General features: G+C 41.0%; 12 protein-coding genes, 6 tRNA genes and 1 other RNA gene. 17 read left to right on the top strand and 2 right to left on the bottom strand.

The genetic code is table 11. The features are described 5' to 3' along the window. Nucleotides 1–148: 148 nt before the first annotated feature. The 9 genes from L659_RS0104180 (at nucleotide 149) to L659_RS0104220 (ending at nucleotide 7,511) form a co-directional block, all read left to right on the top strand. Nucleotides 149–224 (top strand) — tRNA-Phe (locus tag L659_RS0104180). Between the two features lie 71 nt (nucleotides 225–295). Continuing rightward, nucleotides 296–371: transfer RNA gene (locus L659_RS0104185), tRNA-Thr, on the top strand. 134 nt (nucleotides 372–505) lie between these two features. Beyond that, nucleotides 506–581 (top strand) — tRNA-Phe (locus tag L659_RS0104190). Between the two features lie 57 nt (nucleotides 582–638). Then, a tRNA-Thr gene (locus tag L659_RS0104195) sits at nucleotides 639–714 on the top strand. A gap of 55 nt (nucleotides 715–769) precedes the next feature. After that, nucleotides 770–845: transfer RNA gene (locus L659_RS0104200), tRNA-Phe, on the top strand. Between the two features lie 102 nt (nucleotides 846–947). Continuing rightward, a tRNA-Thr gene (locus L659_RS0104205) sits at nucleotides 948–1,023 on the top strand. Between the two features lie 686 nt (nucleotides 1,024–1,709). Further along, nucleotides 1,710–3,125 carry an efflux transporter outer membrane subunit gene (locus L659_RS0104210; RefSeq protein WP_024589700.1) on the top strand — a complete coding sequence of 472 codons (1,416 nt, stop codon included), beginning with the start codon at nucleotides 1,710–1,712 and terminating at the stop codon, nucleotides 3,123–3,125. Further along, nucleotides 3,115–4,431 (top strand): efflux RND transporter periplasmic adaptor subunit, encoded by a 1,317-nt coding sequence (locus L659_RS0104215; RefSeq protein WP_010554901.1) that lies wholly within the window; start codon nucleotides 3,115–3,117, stop codon nucleotides 4,429–4,431. The genes L659_RS0104210 and L659_RS0104215 overlap by 11 nt, the downstream gene beginning before the upstream one ends. Then, nucleotides 4,428–7,511, top strand: a complete 3,084-nt coding sequence (locus L659_RS0104220; RefSeq protein WP_024589701.1) for an efflux RND transporter permease subunit — start codon at nucleotides 4,428–4,430, stop codon at nucleotides 7,509–7,511. The genes L659_RS0104215 and L659_RS0104220 overlap by 4 nt, the downstream gene beginning before the upstream one ends. Before the next feature lie 186 nt (nucleotides 7,512–7,697). Here L659_RS0104220 and ssrS read toward each other — a convergent pair. Further along, nucleotides 7,698–7,880, bottom strand: a non-coding RNA gene (ssrS, locus tag L659_RS1000000123350) — 6S RNA. Between the two features lie 193 nt (nucleotides 7,881–8,073). On the opposite strand from ssrS, the gene L659_RS0104225 reads away from it, so the two are divergent. From L659_RS0104225 to L659_RS0104240, 4 genes are read left to right on the top strand one after another with little or no spacing between them, the layout of a single operon-like run. Further along, nucleotides 8,074–8,637: a UPF0149 family protein gene (locus tag L659_RS0104225; RefSeq protein ID WP_007587323.1), complete on the top strand. Its 564-nt coding sequence runs from the start codon at nucleotides 8,074–8,076 to the stop codon at nucleotides 8,635–8,637. Nucleotides 8,638–8,667: 30 nt separating this feature from the next. Beyond that, nucleotides 8,668–9,990, top strand: coding sequence for a Xaa-Pro aminopeptidase (gene pepP, locus L659_RS0104230; RefSeq protein WP_024589702.1), 1,323 nt, complete (start codon nucleotides 8,668–8,670; stop codon nucleotides 9,988–9,990). A gap of 15 nt (nucleotides 9,991–10,005) precedes the next feature. After that, nucleotides 10,006–11,193 carry a 2-octaprenyl-6-methoxyphenyl hydroxylase gene (gene ubiH / locus L659_RS0104235; protein ID WP_024589703.1) on the top strand — a complete coding sequence of 396 codons (1,188 nt, stop codon included), beginning with the start codon at nucleotides 10,006–10,008 and terminating at the stop codon, nucleotides 11,191–11,193. Next, on the top strand, nucleotides 11,190–12,356 hold the full coding sequence (locus tag L659_RS0104240; RefSeq protein ID WP_024589704.1) for an FAD-dependent monooxygenase: 1,167 nt from the start codon (nucleotides 11,190–11,192) through the stop codon (nucleotides 12,354–12,356). The genes ubiH and L659_RS0104240 overlap by 4 nt, the downstream gene beginning before the upstream one ends. Nucleotides 12,357–12,626: 270 nt before the next feature. Here L659_RS0104240 and L659_RS0104245 read toward each other — a convergent pair whose 3' ends face one another. After that, entirely contained in the window at nucleotides 12,627–13,826 is a 1,200-nt protein-coding gene (locus L659_RS0104245) for an alpha/beta hydrolase-fold protein (protein WP_024589705.1), read from the bottom strand. A gap of 377 nt (nucleotides 13,827–14,203) precedes the next feature. On the opposite strand from L659_RS0104245, the gene rpsF reads away from it, so the two are divergent. The 4 genes from rpsF to rplI are packed head-to-tail and all read left to right on the top strand — an operon-like array spanning nucleotide 14,204 to nucleotide 15,634. Beyond that, nucleotides 14,204–14,545, top strand: coding sequence for a 30S ribosomal protein S6 (gene rpsF, locus L659_RS0104250; RefSeq protein WP_007378473.1), 342 nt, complete (start codon nucleotides 14,204–14,206; stop codon nucleotides 14,543–14,545). A 43-nt stretch (nucleotides 14,546–14,588) separates the two neighbouring features. Next, nucleotides 14,589–14,906, top strand: coding sequence for a primosomal replication protein N (gene priB / locus L659_RS0104255; protein ID WP_004588456.1), 318 nt, complete (start codon nucleotides 14,589–14,591; stop codon nucleotides 14,904–14,906). 12 nt (nucleotides 14,907–14,918) lie between these two features. After that, nucleotides 14,919–15,146 (top strand): 30S ribosomal protein S18, encoded by a 228-nt coding sequence (gene rpsR / locus L659_RS0104260; RefSeq protein ID WP_007378475.1) that lies wholly within the window; start codon nucleotides 14,919–14,921, stop codon nucleotides 15,144–15,146. Nucleotides 15,147–15,181: 35 nt separating this feature from the next. After that, nucleotides 15,182–15,634, top strand: coding sequence for a 50S ribosomal protein L9 (rplI, locus tag L659_RS0104265; protein ID WP_002962755.1), 453 nt, complete (start codon nucleotides 15,182–15,184; stop codon nucleotides 15,632–15,634). The last annotated feature ends 33 nt before the right edge of the window (nucleotides 15,635–15,667 follow it).

A 15,667-nucleotide genomic window follows, 5' to 3' on the forward strand; every position in this document is an offset into this window, starting at 1 on the left:
TTCAAACAGTTATAAAGAATAAAAAAAAAGTTGACTTGTAAGGGCAAAACTCGTTTAATACGCCGCACGCCCAGATAGCTCAGTCGCTAGAGATGAGTGGGAATTGTATTAAAAATCCTTTAAGATTTTTAATTAGCACTGTTTAAGTGCCTCGATAGCTCAGTTGGTAGAGCAGAGGATTGAAAATCCTCGTGTCCCTGGTTCGATTCCGGGTCGAGGCACCATTTATTAAAGTAGTGGTGTTTAATCAACAATTTAAACATTATTACGCGTGCCTTAGCACACAGTTTTGTGTGCCGACTTAGCTCAGCTGGTAGAGCAACTGACTTGTAATCAGTAGGTCAACCGTTCGACTCGGTTAGTCGGCACCATTTATTTAAAGTAGTTTGAAAAGAAAGCTGTAATCAGTAGTCTGTTCAAATTACCCGTCGACTCGGTTAGTCGGCACCATTTATAAAGCTAAAAGTTAAATAATTATTTTATTTTTAGTTAGCACAGTTTATGTGCCTCGATAGCTCAGTCGGTAGAGCAGAGGATTGAAAATCCTCGTGTCCGTGGTTCGATTCCGCGTCGAGGCACCATTTACTTTAAGTTCTCAATCTTTAAAATTGAACGTGCCTTAGCACACAGTTTTGTGTGCCGACTTAGCTCAGCTGGTAGAGCAACTGACTTGTAATCAGTAGGTCAACCGTTCGACTCGGTTAGTCGGCACCATTTATAAAGCTAAAAGTTAAATAATTATTTTATTTTTAGTTAGCACAGTTTATGTGCCTCGATAGCTCAGTCGGTAGAGCAGAGGATTGAAAATCCTCGTGTCCGTGGTTCGATTCCGCGTCGAGGCACCATTTATTGAAAAGCCTTGCTTATGCAAGGTTTTTTTATTTTAAGTGCTTTATAAAAGTTCTCAATCTTTAAAATTGAACGTGCCTTAGCACACAGTTTTGTGTGCCGACTTAGCTCAGCTGGTAGAGCAACTGACTTGTAATCAGTAGGTCAACCGTTCGACTCGGTTAGTCGGCACCATTTATTTAAAAGCCTCGCTTATAGCGGGGCTTTTTTGTTTTCAACTTGAGAATTAAAAATACCCATAGTTAAGAGCAAAGCAACTGACTTGTAATCAGTAGTCTGTATAATTTACCCGCTCGAGTCGGTTAGTCGGCACCATTTATTTAAAAAGCCTCGCTTATAGCGAGGCTTTTTTGTTTTTAACTTGAGAATTAAAAATACCCATAGTTAAGAGCAAAGCAACTGACTTGTAATCAGTAGTCTGTATAAGTTATCCGTTCGACTCGGTTAGTCGGCACCATTTATTCAAAAGCCTCGCTTATAGCGGGGCTTTTCTGTTTCTATATGTCTAATACCAATCCGCAATAATACTTAATCAATTTTAGGGATTAAACCTGACGCTAACTGCGTTAAAAATTTCTGATATAAGACAAAAATAACGAAATTTTTTCCTTGTTATCGACACGATTTTCTTACCTCAAAATAGATCACTTAATTAAGCGAATTGGTATAATCTCTTAGACACACTACAAAAAGTTAATTTTTTATTATTAAAAATTGCTGATCATTTGCTCATTTTTACCGTATAACTGGCTATTATGTTAGTTCATCGCTAGCTATGTAATGTTATGTAAAGTAGGTTGAGCAAAAGTTGCCAAAGTGCTTGAATTACGTTCATAAATAGCAGTAATTTAGGTTTAATTATGATTTGGCAATGCAAGCCAACCCTATTGGCAATTAGTGTGATGCTGCTTAGCGGCTGTGCGAGTGATTTTAACTCGTCGCAGCGCATGCAAGCGCCTAATAATATGCCACAGCAATGGCAGCAAGAAGCATCAAGCTCGGTATTAAAAGTACAAGAGCAATGGCTTACACAACTACAAAACCCTACGCTTAACAAATTTGTACAACAAGCACTTAAAAACAACCAACAGCTTTTACAAACTAGTTATGATGTAGAAATTCAAAAACAACAGCTTATAGTATCGGGCTCTGCACTTTGGCCTAGCCTTGATTTATCAACGCGTACTAGCCGTAGTAAAGACAACCGTCCAGTGAGCTACGACAACGCAAGTTCAGTTAGTTTAAACTTAACTTACGAGGTTGATTTATGGGGTAAGCTTTCTGATTCAAAGCGCGAAGCTAATCTTAACTATTTAGCGCAACAGGCCCGGTTTGAGCAAGCTAAACAGCAACTCGTTGCTGATGTAGTAACTGGCTGGTTTGATGTTGTTACATCGCAACAATTACTCGATTTATTTAAACGTCGCGAAGCCAATGCACAGCAGAGCCTTGATATTATCGAGTCTGGCTATCGCCAAGGTATAAACGAAGCACTCGATGTATATTTAGCCCGTAATGAGCTCAATACTGAACGCGCTCGCATTGCTACTCAAACTGCGAACCTATCGGCTTCAGCACGTGTACTTGAGCGTTTACTGGGTGAATACCCAAAAGGTGCCATTACTGCTAGAAGCGACTTACCCGTTATTAATACCGATATTCCACTAGGCTTACCTTCTGAACTTATAACACGTAAACCTACGCTGCGAGCAAGTTGGTATGATCTTTTAGCCACCGACGCTTCATTGGCGTATGCGCACAAACAACGCTTTCCAAGTTTAGATTTAACAGCTTCACTAAGTGATAGCACCGACAGAGTAAGCGACTTGTTTTCTCCATCAAGCCTTGCATGGTCGTTATTAGGTAGTATTTCAGCACCGCTTTTTGAGGGCGGACGTTTAAAAGCGAATGAAGAAATAGCGCGCCTTAATACTCAAAAGCAAGAGCAACTTTATTTGCAAACGCTTTACGATGCATTTGGTGATGTAGAAAATGCGATTTCGCAGCAGCAGTCCCTCAAAGCGCAATATAGCAGCACCCTTGAGGCGCAAGAAAATGCACTTGCTGCAGAGCAATTGTCGTTTGAGCAATATCAAAGCGGTTTGGTAACTTACACTACGGTGCTTGACGCACAAGACAGGTCTTTCGATGCGCAAAGCTCCTTAATCGACATTAAAAACCAATTAATAGCTAACAGAATTAACTTACACGTTGCCCTTGGTGGTGATTTTGCAAAGCCCTCAAGTGAACTAAAGAGCAATAATGATGAAAACTAAAACAGCAAAAATTATTATTCCAGCGGTGGTTATTATTGCCACTATTTTAATTGTTATGTTTATTAAAGGTAATCCGCCAGAGGCTAAACGCTTTGGCTCACCTCCTAAAGCATCAATAAGTGTGGCTGCGCTTGAGCTTAAACCACAAAATTACCAAGTGATGATTGATAGCTACGGTACGGTAAAACCACGTACACAAAGTTTATTAGTTGCTCAGGCATCTGGGCAAATAATTGAAGTAAGTGATGACTTTAGAGAAGGCGGCTTTTTTGAAAAGGGCGATGTACTTTTAAAGCTAGACGACAGAGATCATCAAGCTGAAGTTAAATCTGCTCAAGCCAATTTATTAACGGCAGAGCAAGGCTTATTAGAAGAAAAGGCACGTGGGCAACAAGCTATTACTGATTGGAAACGCCTTGGCGGCTCAAATCAGGCAAGCAGCCTAGTACTGCGTGAACCACAACTTGCAGCAGCCGAAGCAGAAGTTTTATCGGCGCAAGCAGTACTTGAAAAAGCCATGCTTGATTTAGAGCGCACTAAAGTAACCGCGCCATATGCGGGTCGTATACTTAGCCGTAGTGTTGATTTGGGGCAAGTTGTTACTAACAATACCCAGCTTGCCACTATTTACGCAATCGATAGCGTAGAGATTCGTTTACCGATTAAAAATAAAGATCTTCCGTTCGTAAATTTACCAGAGCAATATCGTGATGGCGCCAAAAATCAAGCAGGTTCAATTGTTAAATTTACCTCTGACTTAGTGGGTGAGCAAACGTGGCAAGGGCAGCTAGCGCGTACCGAAGGTGCTATAGATGAAGGTGCACAACAGCTTTACGTAGTTGCTAAAATTAACGACCCATATAAAGCAACGGCTAATAACCAGTACCCAATAAAAATAGGGCAATACATAAAGGCGCAAATTACCGGTAAAACAGTTCCTAACGCACTTATAATCCCTAACAGTACTATTTATCAAGGGACGTATGTTTATGTTGTTGAAGAGGGTGTACTTAAACGTAAAGACATTACACTTGCTTGGCAAAATGCGACACAAGCGATGATAAAAACGGGATTAAATCCAAATGATAAACTGGTTATTACTCCACTAGGGCAAGTGAGTTCTGGTACTCAGGTAAGTATTTTAGGCGAACAAAGCACAGAGCAACCTAAAAGCCGAGGAGCTAATGGGCAAGGTAAAGGAAAGCGCCCGACGCCAGAGCAGCTTGAGCAAAAAGCAAAAGAGCAGGGTATTAGTGTTGAAGAGCTAAAAAAACGCCGCGCAGCAAAACAAGGAGATAAGCCATGATCGCTTGGTTTGCCAAAAACCATGTTGCTGCTAACTTATTGCTAGTAACGCTGTTACTGTCGGGACTTTTTAGCTTATCAAGCAAAATACCGCTTGAGGTATTTCCTTCATTCGAAACTGACATGATAAGCGTAAATGTAAGTTTGCGTGGTTCAACACCAGAGGATGTAGAGCAAGGTGTAACTATACGAATAGAAGAAGCCGTACAAGATTTAGAGGGCATAAAGCAAATATTTAGTCGCTCTTCTGAAGGTTCTGGCTCTGTGACAATAGAAGTGGAAAGCGGTTACGACCCTCGTGAGCTTTTAGCTGATATAAAAAGTCGTGTAGACGCAATTAACACTTTTCCAGCCGATGCTGAAAAGCCGATAGTAGCGCTTGCTGAGCGAATTCGTGAAGTTATCGCGGTTACCGTATCGAGTGACTATGGCGAAAAAGAAACCCGCGAATACGCAGAAACAGTACGCGATCAAATCCTACGTTTACCTAATGTAACGCAGGTAGAGCTAAGTGGCGTTCGTGATTACGAAATAGCCATTGAAGTAAGCCAAGATATTCTTCGTCAGTACGATTTAAGCTTGGCACAAATATCGAGTGCTATTTCAAACTCAAGCTCAGATATTTCTGCTGGTAACTTAAAAACAGAAGGCGGGGACGTACTTATAAGCTCTAAAGGGCAAGCATATCGTAAAGATGAATTTGCCAGCATTGTTGTTAAAAACCAAGCCGATGGCACTATTATTCGCTTAGGCGATATAGCAACTATAAAAGATGATTTTGAAGAAACACCAGTACGTACTCGCTTTAATGGTAAACAAGCTGCATTTATCGACGTATATCGAATTGGTCCACAAAGTGCGATTACAGTTGCTGACGATGTTAAAAACTACATAAAAGAGCAACAAAGCTCTCTCCCGCAAGGGTTTGAACTAAGTTACTGGGATGATGATTCGGAGCTGGTTAAAAGTCGTATTTCGACCCTTACTACTAATGCTTTACAAGGCGGTATTTTAGTACTGGCTTTACTTACTTTGTTTTTACGCCCTGCAATTGCATTTTGGGTATTTATTGGTATTCCGGTTTCGTTTATGGGGGCGTTTATAGCGATGCCTATTTTTGGCGTAACCCTTAATATTATGAGCTTATTTGGCTTTATATTGGTACTGGGGATTGTTGTTGATGACGCCATAGTTACCGGTGAAAACGTTTACACCCATCTAAAAACAGCTAAGTCGGGCGAGCAAGCCGCAATTTTAGGTACTCAAGAAGTAGCAACACCAGTAACATTTGGTGTGTTAACTACCGTTGCTGCCTTTTTACCTTTGGCCTTTATTGAAGGGGCGCGTGGTGCCTTGTTTGCACAAATACCGGTAGTAGTTATTCCGGTATTATTGTTTTCATTGATTGAATCTAAATTTGTACTACCAGCACATTTAAAATATATAAAACTACGCCACGAAAAAGGCGAACCTTCAAAGTTTGATGTTATTCAACAGCGTTTTGCAGATGGATTTGAAAACGCGATTTTAAAATACTATCAACCCACTTTAAATTTAGCACTGCGCCATAAATTGGCTTCGGTAAGCTTGTTTATTGGTGTATTTGTTATAATTTTAACCATGATCACCAGCGGTTGGACTAAGTTTGTATTTTTCCCGCGCATACCAAGCGAAACAGTCCGCGTTAACTTAACACTACCAACAGGTACACCGTTTGAAGTAACGAATAAATACGTAATTGACATGTCGCAAAAGGCGCAGCAATTACAAGAAAAGTACCGCGACCCAGATACGGGTGAAAGCGTTATTTTAAATATATTAGCCACAACAGGCGGGCGTGGTGGGGTATCTAATTCAGGCTCTGTACGCTTTGAAATAACACCGGCTGAAAAGCGTGAATCAGACATAGGATCACGAGAACTTGCCAGCGAATGGCGCGATTTAATTGGTGTCATTCCAGGTGCCGAAAGTTTAACGTTTAGAGCCGAAATTGGCCGAAGTTCAGACCCAATTGATGTTCAGCTTAGCGGCACTTCGTTGACTATTTTACAAGACGTGGCTGATCACATTAAAACCCGTTTATCGACCTATCCAACGGTATTTGATATTGCCGATAGTATGTCCGACGGTAAAGAAGAGTTACAAATAGAGCTTACGCAACAAGGTTTAGCGCTGGGCTTAAATAGAGTCAATGTAGCAGGACAAGTACGTAACTCGTTTTTTGGCTCGCAAGCACAACGTATTCAGCGAGGCAGGGATGACGTACGTGTAATGGTACGCTTACCTATAGATGAGCGCCGCTCTGTAGCTGACCTACAAAACATACTTATAAATACGCCTGATGGAGGCTCAGTGCCTTTATCGCACGTGGCAACACTTACTGCTGGGCAAAGTCCATCAACTATTAATCGAATAGACCGTTACCGCACATTAAACGTAACAGCCGATATCGAAAAAAATAATACCAACATGACCATACTGCAGGCTGACCTAACGGAGTATTTAGATGGGTTAATGCAGCAATATCCTGGAGTAGATTACAAACTAGAAGGTGAGGCTAAAGAGCAAAGAGAGTCGTTTGGGTCGTTGGCTTGGGCACTTGTGTTTGTATTTTTTATTATTTATGCGCTATTAGCAATACCGCTTAAATCTTACTTACAACCAATCATAGTAATGAGTGTTATTCCATTTGGCATGATAGGTGCTGTAGTAGGGCATTGGATCATGGGAATGGACTTAACTATTATGAGTTTACTCGGTATGCTTGCGCTAACCGGGGTGGTGGTAAATGACTCCCTCGTACTCGTTGATTTTATTAATAAAAAGCGCAGTGAAGGTGGTAAAGTTCTCGATGCTATAAAAATTGCAGGTGCATCACGTTTTCGCCCTGTAATGCTAACTAGTTTAACGACCTTTATTGGCTTAATGCCATTACTGTTTGAAAAAGCGACTCAAGCACAGTTTTTAATACCAATGGCGGTGAGCTTAGGGTTTGGGATTATTTTTGCTACCTTTATTACTTTATTGTTAGTACCAATAAACTACATGCTAATGGAGCGTTTTCAAGGTTGGTTTAAATAACTTCACTCTTAAATACGTGATTATTAAAGCTGTAGGTAAGTAATTACCTGCGGCTTTTTTTATAAGTTAAAAGTAATATTAGACAATTGAAGATAAGTGAATAAAAAATTTAGATAAATATAAGAGTAAATAGGAAGGTTAATTTTTTTTGATAAAGCCTTTTAAAGGCGAGGGTTTGCTAAAAAGATGTTCCCCAAGATACGGTGCTCGGTTTCAGTCCTGAAACCAGAAGGTTTCAGGGCGGGAATCTGCGGTTTACCGTAGGCTTCTCGGTACATGCCGAGCCTGCACAATAGTAGACGAACAGAAACCCTGGTATAAAATTTATCGGCTCAGGGACTTAACTAAGCTCCGGTACCCCAGGGAACAATTTAAGTATATAAGACATAATCCAATCCTTAAACCCCAAACGTAAAAAATTATATCGTTCGCTTAGTTTTTCCGCACCTTTAACCCATCATTTACTTTATCGCATGGTTTTTGAGCTTGATCATACAATTAATTGGAGTTGCTTTTTATCGAGTGGTAGCATTGCCTTAACTTGCAAAGCGAAGATTCGATTATGAACGATTTACCCGATTACGAAAAAGCTCAACTGCTTTTAGAAAAAAACGAAATATTTGTATCACCTGCTGAAGCGCATGGTGTGATTAGTGGTTTACTTGCGTGTGGTTTAACCATTGACGACAAAGAATACTTAGGCCTTTTGAGCGATGTGTTTAACGATGGTGAATCGTTTAGTAACGATTTAAAGCAGTTTTTTGGCACTATTTATAAGCAAGTAGTCGCGAGCTTTAATGATGATGAATTTCAGTTTGATTTATTTTTACCAAGCGACGACGAAACACTCATCGATCAGGCTAATGGCCTCGTATCATGGGTAGCGGGTTTTATGCTTGGTTTTGGTTTAAAGCAAAAAGACTACGGTAAACTATCGAGCGATGTTAAAGAAGTTATTACTGACTTTAGCGAAATCACTCGCCTAGATACTACTTTTGAAGAAACCGAAGAAGACAGCCAAGCGCTGCACGAAGTAATTGAATATGTGCGTGTATCAGCACTACTTTGTTTTGCAGAGCTTGGTAAAGAGCAAAGCACGCAAAGTACTAAAAAAACACTTCATTAACTTTTAAAAAGTAAAACGGGTTGGTTAATAATGGTTGAAGTACAAAAGTCAGAATTTAAAGCACGTCGCGAGCGCTTACTTGCTCAAATGGATGAAAATAGCGTTGCTATTATTCCCGCTGCGAGTGAAGTTACGCGCAGCCGCGATACCGAATATGCATTTAGGCAAGATAGCGACTTTTTTTACTTAACTGGCTTTAACGAACCCGACGCCGTACTTGTACTCTGTAATAACAGCGATGCACCCAGTACTTTATTTTGCCTAGATAAAGACAAGCTTGCAGAAATTTGGCATGGCCGCAGAGTTGGCTTTGATAAAGCTAAAAGTGACTACTTGTTTGATGAAGCTTACCCGCTAAGTGAATTAAACGATAAAACACTCGATATGCTAAATGCAAAAAATGCGCTCTATTTTGCACAAGGTGCTTACCCCTTATTTGATACCAAAGTGTTTTCGTTACTAGGTACACTTCGAAGTGGCTCTCGAAAAGGCCTCAAAGCACCGAGTAATTTAAAAGAAATACGCGGCCTTATTCACGAAATGCGTTTGTTTAAATCGCCAAGTGAGATAGATGTTATGCGAGAAGGCTGTGAAATTAGTGCGCGAGGGCACATGCGCGCCATGCGTTTTTCACATGCCGGAGCTACTGAATTTCAGCTAGAAGCAGAGCTACATCATCATTATGCAATGAACGGTGCGCCGCATCCTGCGTACGGCACAATTGTTGGTAGTGGCGACAACGCCAATATTTTACATTACACGCAAAATAGCGACGTATTAAAAAATGGTGACCTAGTACTTATAGACTCCGGTTGTGAGTTACAAGGTTACGCTGCTGATATAACGCGTACATTTCCGGTAAATGGTCAATTTAGCGAAGAGCAAGCCGCGCTTTATAATATTGTACTTAAAGCGCAAGAAGTTGCCTTTGATGAAGTAAAACCCGGTGGTTATATGTCGCATGCTAATAAACTAGCAATGGAAGTAATGACCCAAGGTTTACTCGACTTAGGTATTTTAATTGGCGACTTTGACGAGCTAATGGCAAAAGGTGCGTGTAAAGAATATTACATGCACGGGCTTGGGCATTGGCTTGGTTTAGATGTACATGATGTTGGCGATTACAAAGTAAATAACGCTGAGCGTGCATTTGAGCCGGGTATGGTACTCACTATAGAGCCAGGGCTTTATATAAGCGAAGACTCAAGCGCACCGCAAAAATACAAAGGCATTGGCATTCGTATCGAAGATAACTTGCTAGTTACCGAAACCGGCCATGAAAACTTGACCCTAAGCGTACCTAAAAAAATTAGTGATATAGAAGCACTTATGCAAAGTGCTAAAAACGTATAAAGCTCGGAGAGTAAAGTGGCTAAGCAGTTTGATGTAGTTATTATTGGCGGTGGTTTAGCGGGAGCAAGCTGCGCATTAAGTGTGGCTAAAACTAATCCCGCGTTAAATATTGCCGTTGTAGAAGCGAATCAAGTAACCGGCGACTACCACCCAAGCTTTGACGAGAGAAGCATTGCACTTGCTCAGCAATCGGTAGAGTATTTACAAAGCCTCAATTTATTTGAGCAAAATGCCCCTTACACCGCAGCAATCAAAAAAGTGAGCGTGTCTGATAGAGGCCACTTTGGCAAAGCGCACATTAATTGCGACGAATTTGCTAAGCCCTCACTTGGTTACGTAGTAGAAGTAAATCCATTTGGCCGAGCGCTTCACCTGCGTTTAACGCAGTCAAATATTACGCTTTTGTGCCCCGATAGCGTAACTGCCATTGAGCAAACTCTGCATAGCAATACACTCACCCTACAAAGCGGCGAGCAATTAAATGCAGCACTATTGGTTATTGCTGATGGCGCACAATCACCAACACGTAGTTTACTTGGGCTTGGTTTTAATACCCAGCCTTATGAACAAGGCGCTATTATTGCTAATGTAGAAGTGGCTGGTGGGCATAATAATCATGCATTTGAGCGCTTTACACAAAACGGGCCTATGGCGTTATTACCCATGAGCAATAACCGTTATTCGTTAGTATGGTGTATGAGCCAAGATCAAGTTGAACAGCACATGGCACTCAGTGAACAAGCTTTTTTAATTGCCCTGCAAAGCGCGTTTGGTTATCGCGGTGGTCAATTTACTAAAGTGGGCATGCGCACGAGTTACCCGCTCGTTTACGGGCAAGTTGAGTCTTTAACTGCGCACCGTACAGTGGTTATTGGTAATGCTGCACATGCGATTCATCCTATCGCAGGGCAAGGTTTTAATTTAGGTCTTCGCGACGTACAAGTACTTAGTAATTTAATAGCAAATAGCCAACACGATTTAGGCAGCTATGCGTTTACACGTGAATATTCAAAAAAGCGCAGTGATGATATAAAAACCGTAATGAGTTTAACCGATGCACTTGTTAGGCTTTTTTCAAACTCATCGCGAGTGCTCGCATTTGGGCGCAGTATTGGGTTGTTTTCGATGGATTTATTTCCCGCATTAAAAGCGCCATTAGCCAAACAGTTAATGGGGCAAGTTAAACAAGGTAGGCGTTTATGAAGCAAGCACAGGTTTGTATTGTAGGTGGCGGCTGTGTAGGGCTAACACTAGCACTTGGATTGGCAAAAGCCGATATAAGCGTCGTTGTACTCGACGGCGCACCAACACAAGCGTTACCAACTGACGAATATGGTTTGCGTGTAAGTGCGTTAAGCATTGCAAGTCAAACCTTGCTTGAACAATTAAATGTATGGCCCGAAATTATCGCACAGCGAGCGTGTGCTTATACGCATATGGATGTACGTGATGCCGACAGCTTTGGCAAAATAGCGTTTAATAACGAGCAACTTGAGCTTGAACATTTAGGCCATATTGTTGAAAACGACATTATCCGCTTTGCGCTTATAAAAGAGCTAGAGCAACAAAGCAGTGCCACGTTAATGTTCGATACACAGTATCAGCAAATACATCAAAGCGAATCTGATGTATTTATAACACTTAAAAGCGGCGAGCCAATTATTGCAAAACTGCTGGTGGCGGCTGATGGTGCAAATTCAGCTATACGTAAACAATTTAATATGGCGCTTAGCTTTAAAGATTACGATCACCATGCGCTAGTCGCCACTGTTAAGACTAAAGAGCAACATGCAAACACCGCACGCCAAGTGTTTTTACCAACAGGCCCACTCGCATTTTTACCACTGAGCGATGCCAACACCCATTCAATAGTGTGGTCTACCAGCCCAAACCACTGCGATGAGCTCCTTGCTATGGATGATAACACCTTTAATAAAGCCGTAATGGCTGCAATAGATGGTCAATGTGGCTTGTGTGAAGTGCAAAGTAAGCGCACTGCTTTCCCACTTAAAATGCGCTACGCCCAGCAATGGGTTTCAGGCAAAGTGGTACTCATTGGCGATGCTGCACATACAATCCATCCACTTGCAGGGCTTGGTATGAACCTAGGCCTAAAAGATTCGGCTTATTTAATTGAGCTTTTAACAAGCGATAGCAAGGAGTTTGCAAGCACTCGCACACTGCGCGATTACGAGCGCACTCGTAAGCTCGATGCACAAAAACACATAGCTATGATGCAAGGGCTAAAAGAGTTATTTGAAGGTGCAAACCCAGTTAAAAAACTTATTCGTGGAGTAGGGCTATCATTAGTTGATAATCTTGGGCCAATCAAGCACCTGTTCGCCAAAGAAGCGATAGGCAAATAAGTAGGTTGGGTTGAGCGAAGCGAAACCCAACAGATAAAGTAAAGTGATGAGCTTGATTAAAAAAACCGATGTTTAGTTTAAACATCGGTTTTTTGTTTTAAAATAGTTTTGAACATATTTAAAGCCGCGCTTTTCACGCGAGCAAGCTCGGCGTCTACATGCAAAGTTTAACACTGAGCTTATCTTACCTGTAGGCGTTTAGCTTGCTGACGCGACGAGCGTAGCTCGTAATTACTATCGTTAGTTAAAAAGCGCTTTGCGTTAAATCAGTTACAAATTCTCTTGTGCTTCATTCACCATATCTTTGAGCGCATCAATTAACAGCGGGTCTTTTTTGTTTTCTTTTGCAAGCTCGAGTGCGTTTTTCATACTAGTGACGGCCTCTTTAAATTGTTTGTTAGCAGTATAGCCTTGCGATAAACGCATGTGAGAATAAGTTGCATTGGGATAATCGGTAGTAAAATGTTTAAGCGTTGCTATAGCTTTAGCTGTATTACCAAACTTTTGCTGGCTATGAGCAAACTCTACGTATACATCTTGTGGAATTTTAAGCTCAAACCCGTACTTATCACTAAGTGCTTGGTAATAACCTGTAATGAGCGATACATCAGCAAACTTTCCGTGCTCGTCAGTAACCTTAAATATTAGGTCGCTAAATAAGTGAATTAGGCTATCGCTAAGCGCTGGTAGTATAGTGCCCATATGAGTAAAAGCGGGGTAATGCTTATATTCCCATTTAAGCTGCGAGGGCGTTTGTTGTTCTAAATTTACCAAAGTATTTAATACGCCTGTATAAAAGCGTGCTCCTTCGCTTGCTACACTAATAAATAACGCCTGATCACCTTTAGGGTTTTTAGTGTATTTTATAATATTATTTTTTAATTCCTCATCACTCCACCAACTGTTTGGGCTTATAGCTATATAGTTATTAAATAACTCAGGCTGATTAACTAAAGTATAAAGCGCCAAAGTACCTGCATTAGAGTGGCCAATTAAGGTGTTGTAGCCGTTAGTTGAGTAATTACTGTTTATATAAGGCATGAGTTCATCAGACACAAACTTTAAAAACTTGTCGGTTTGTCCTGCGTCAGGCCATTTGTTTTTAACAAAAGTTTGAAACTCTGTTTTAGGCTCGCCTTCTACTTTTGGTAAATAATCACGAACACGGTTAGTTGTATCAATACCAACGAGCATTGCGTTAGGTATCTGCTCGTAATCAACAAGGGATTTAATAACACCAGACGCCGTATGAAAGTGCTCAACACCATCAAGTAAATAAATAACATAAAGCGGCTGATCGTCTTTTACAGTGTCAGGTATGAAAATTTTAATGGGTCTGTCTTCGTTAAGTATTTTTGATTGCAGAATGACTTTTTTACCAACGGTTATGTCAGTTGCATTGGTTTTTGCGTGGCTTAAAAATGGTGTACTAAAAGTAAGTATTAATACAAGCGATAGTAAGAGCTTCATAAATATCCTTATTTAATAATGTATTGCTTAATAATTGCACGGCTTTAAGCTTGAGTAAATGTTTATATTTTCGGGGTAAACATAAAGCTTAAGTAATTAAAAGCTATCGCTTTTCATGCGAGTAAGCTCGGCTTCTACAAGAGACATTGCACTCTGTGCTTAACTTTTTCGGTAGGCGAGCAGCTTGCTGACGCGACGAGCGAAGCTCGTAATAATTACCTTTTAACTCTTATCTATAAAAGCTTAAAAAACCTGCTTGCTTAATTATCCGTCTAAGCGTAAAATGCGCGCTCATTTCGGCTTTTAAACTATTAATTCCTTGCCTTAAACCGACCGGCCGAAACGGTAGAAGGCTCTATTAACCGTAAGGAATATCCATGCGTCATTACGAAATCGTATTCATGGTTCACCCAGATCAGAGTGAGCAAGTTGCTGGTATGATCGAACGTTATACTGGTTCTATCACTGAAGCTGGTGGTGTTATCCACCGTCTTGAAGATTGGGGCCGTCGTCAATTGGCTTACCCAATTAACAAGCTTCATAAAGCTCACTATGTTCTTATGAACGTTGAAGCACCAACTGAAGTAATCAGCGAGCTAGAAACTACTTTCCGCTACAACGATGCAGTGCTTCGTAACTTAGTTATCCGCACTAAAACTGCTGAAACTGAAGCGTCTCCTCTTGCAAGAGAAGAGAAGAAAGAAGCACCAGCTGCTTAATTGTTTTGAGTCCTAGCATGGCATGTAATCAGCAGTTACTATAATGGTTAGCCCATATATGAATCAGCTGGTTATATCTGGGGTAGTTTGTAAAACTCCCAAGTTTAGCCAAAGCCCTGCTGGCATCCCGCATTGTATTTTTGTTGTAGAACATAAATCGATGCAAACCGAAGCAGACCTTAACCGTAATAGTTACGTGAGGCTTCAGGTAGTTGCCAGTGGAAAGCAAATGCAACAACAGACTCAACATTTGCACGTTGGGCAGGCATTGCAAGTGAGTGGTTTTTTAAATCGCCACGAAGGTCGTAACGGCCTTAGCCAATTGGTTTTGCATGCTCAGCATATAGAAAGAATTATTTGAGGAATTAATCTCATGGCACGTTATTTCAGACGTCGTAAGTTCTGCCGCTTTAAAGCGGAAGGCGTAAAACAAATCGATTACAAAGATCTAGCTACTCTTAGAAACTATGTTACAGAAAGTGGCAAAATCGTACCTAGCCGTATCACAGGTACTAGCGCTAAATTTCAGCGCCAGCTAGCAACTGCTATTAAGCGTGCTCGCTACTTAGCCCTTCTTCCATACACTGACTTACATAAGTAAGCAGCGGATTAACAGTTTTTAAAAGGTGTAGAAACATGCAAGTTATTCTACTAGATAAGATCGCTAACCTAGGTAGCCTAGGTGAACAGGTTGTAGTTAAATCTGGTTTCGCACGTAACTTCCTTTTCCCTCAAGGTAAGGCAGTTCCTGCGACTAAAGCTAACATTGAAACGTTTGACGCTCGTCGTGCAGAACTTGAAGCGAAAATCGCTGAACAGTTAGTTGCTGCACAAGCACGCGCTGAAAAACTAGAAGCATTAGCAGAAGTTACATTAGTATCTAAAGCTGGTGACGAAGGTAAGTTATTCGGTTCAATCGGTACTCGTGACATCGCTGACGCTATCTCAGCTGTTGGTGTTGAAGTTGCTAAGTCAGAAGTTCGTTTGCCTCTAGGTACTATCCGTGAGACAGGTGAATTTGACGTATCAATTTCAGTTCACTCAGACGTAACGGCTACTATTAAAGTAATCGTAATCGCTGAAGCTTAATTTTTAATTAAGCGACAAAAGCCGTGCTATTAG

It is taken from the genome of Pseudoalteromonas sp. S8-8, from assembly GCF_000497875.1.
GTDB classification, from domain to species: domain Bacteria; phylum Pseudomonadota; class Gammaproteobacteria; order Enterobacterales; family Alteromonadaceae; genus Pseudoalteromonas; species Pseudoalteromonas arctica.

Excerpts from the sequence above, each read along its gene's own strand:
- L659_RS0104210 (WP_024589700.1), top strand. The coding sequence starts at position 1,710 with ATGATTTGGCAATGCAAGCCAACCCTATTGGCAATTAGTGTGATGCTG.
- L659_RS0104215 (WP_010554901.1), top strand. The coding sequence starts at position 3,115 with ATGAAAACTAAAACAGCAAAAATTATTATTCCAGCGGTGGTTATTATT.
- L659_RS0104220 (WP_024589701.1), top strand. The coding sequence starts at position 4,428 with ATGATCGCTTGGTTTGCCAAAAACCATGTTGCTGCTAACTTATTGCTA.
- L659_RS0104225 (WP_007587323.1), top strand. The coding sequence starts at position 8,074 with ATGAACGATTTACCCGATTACGAAAAAGCTCAACTGCTTTTAGAAAAA.
- pepP (WP_024589702.1), top strand. The coding sequence starts at position 8,668 with ATGGTTGAAGTACAAAAGTCAGAATTTAAAGCACGTCGCGAGCGCTTA.
- L659_RS0104240 (WP_024589704.1), top strand. The coding sequence starts at position 11,190 with ATGAAGCAAGCACAGGTTTGTATTGTAGGTGGCGGCTGTGTAGGGCTA.
- L659_RS0104245 (WP_024589705.1), bottom strand. The coding sequence starts at position 13,826 with ATGAAGCTCTTACTATCGCTTGTATTAATACTTACTTTTAGTACACCA.
- rpsF (WP_007378473.1), top strand. The coding sequence starts at position 14,204 with ATGCGTCATTACGAAATCGTATTCATGGTTCACCCAGATCAGAGTGAG.
- priB (WP_004588456.1), top strand. The coding sequence starts at position 14,589 with ATGGTTAGCCCATATATGAATCAGCTGGTTATATCTGGGGTAGTTTGT.
- rpsR (WP_007378475.1), top strand. The coding sequence starts at position 14,919 with ATGGCACGTTATTTCAGACGTCGTAAGTTCTGCCGCTTTAAAGCGGAA.
- rplI (WP_002962755.1), top strand. The coding sequence starts at position 15,182 with ATGCAAGTTATTCTACTAGATAAGATCGCTAACCTAGGTAGCCTAGGT.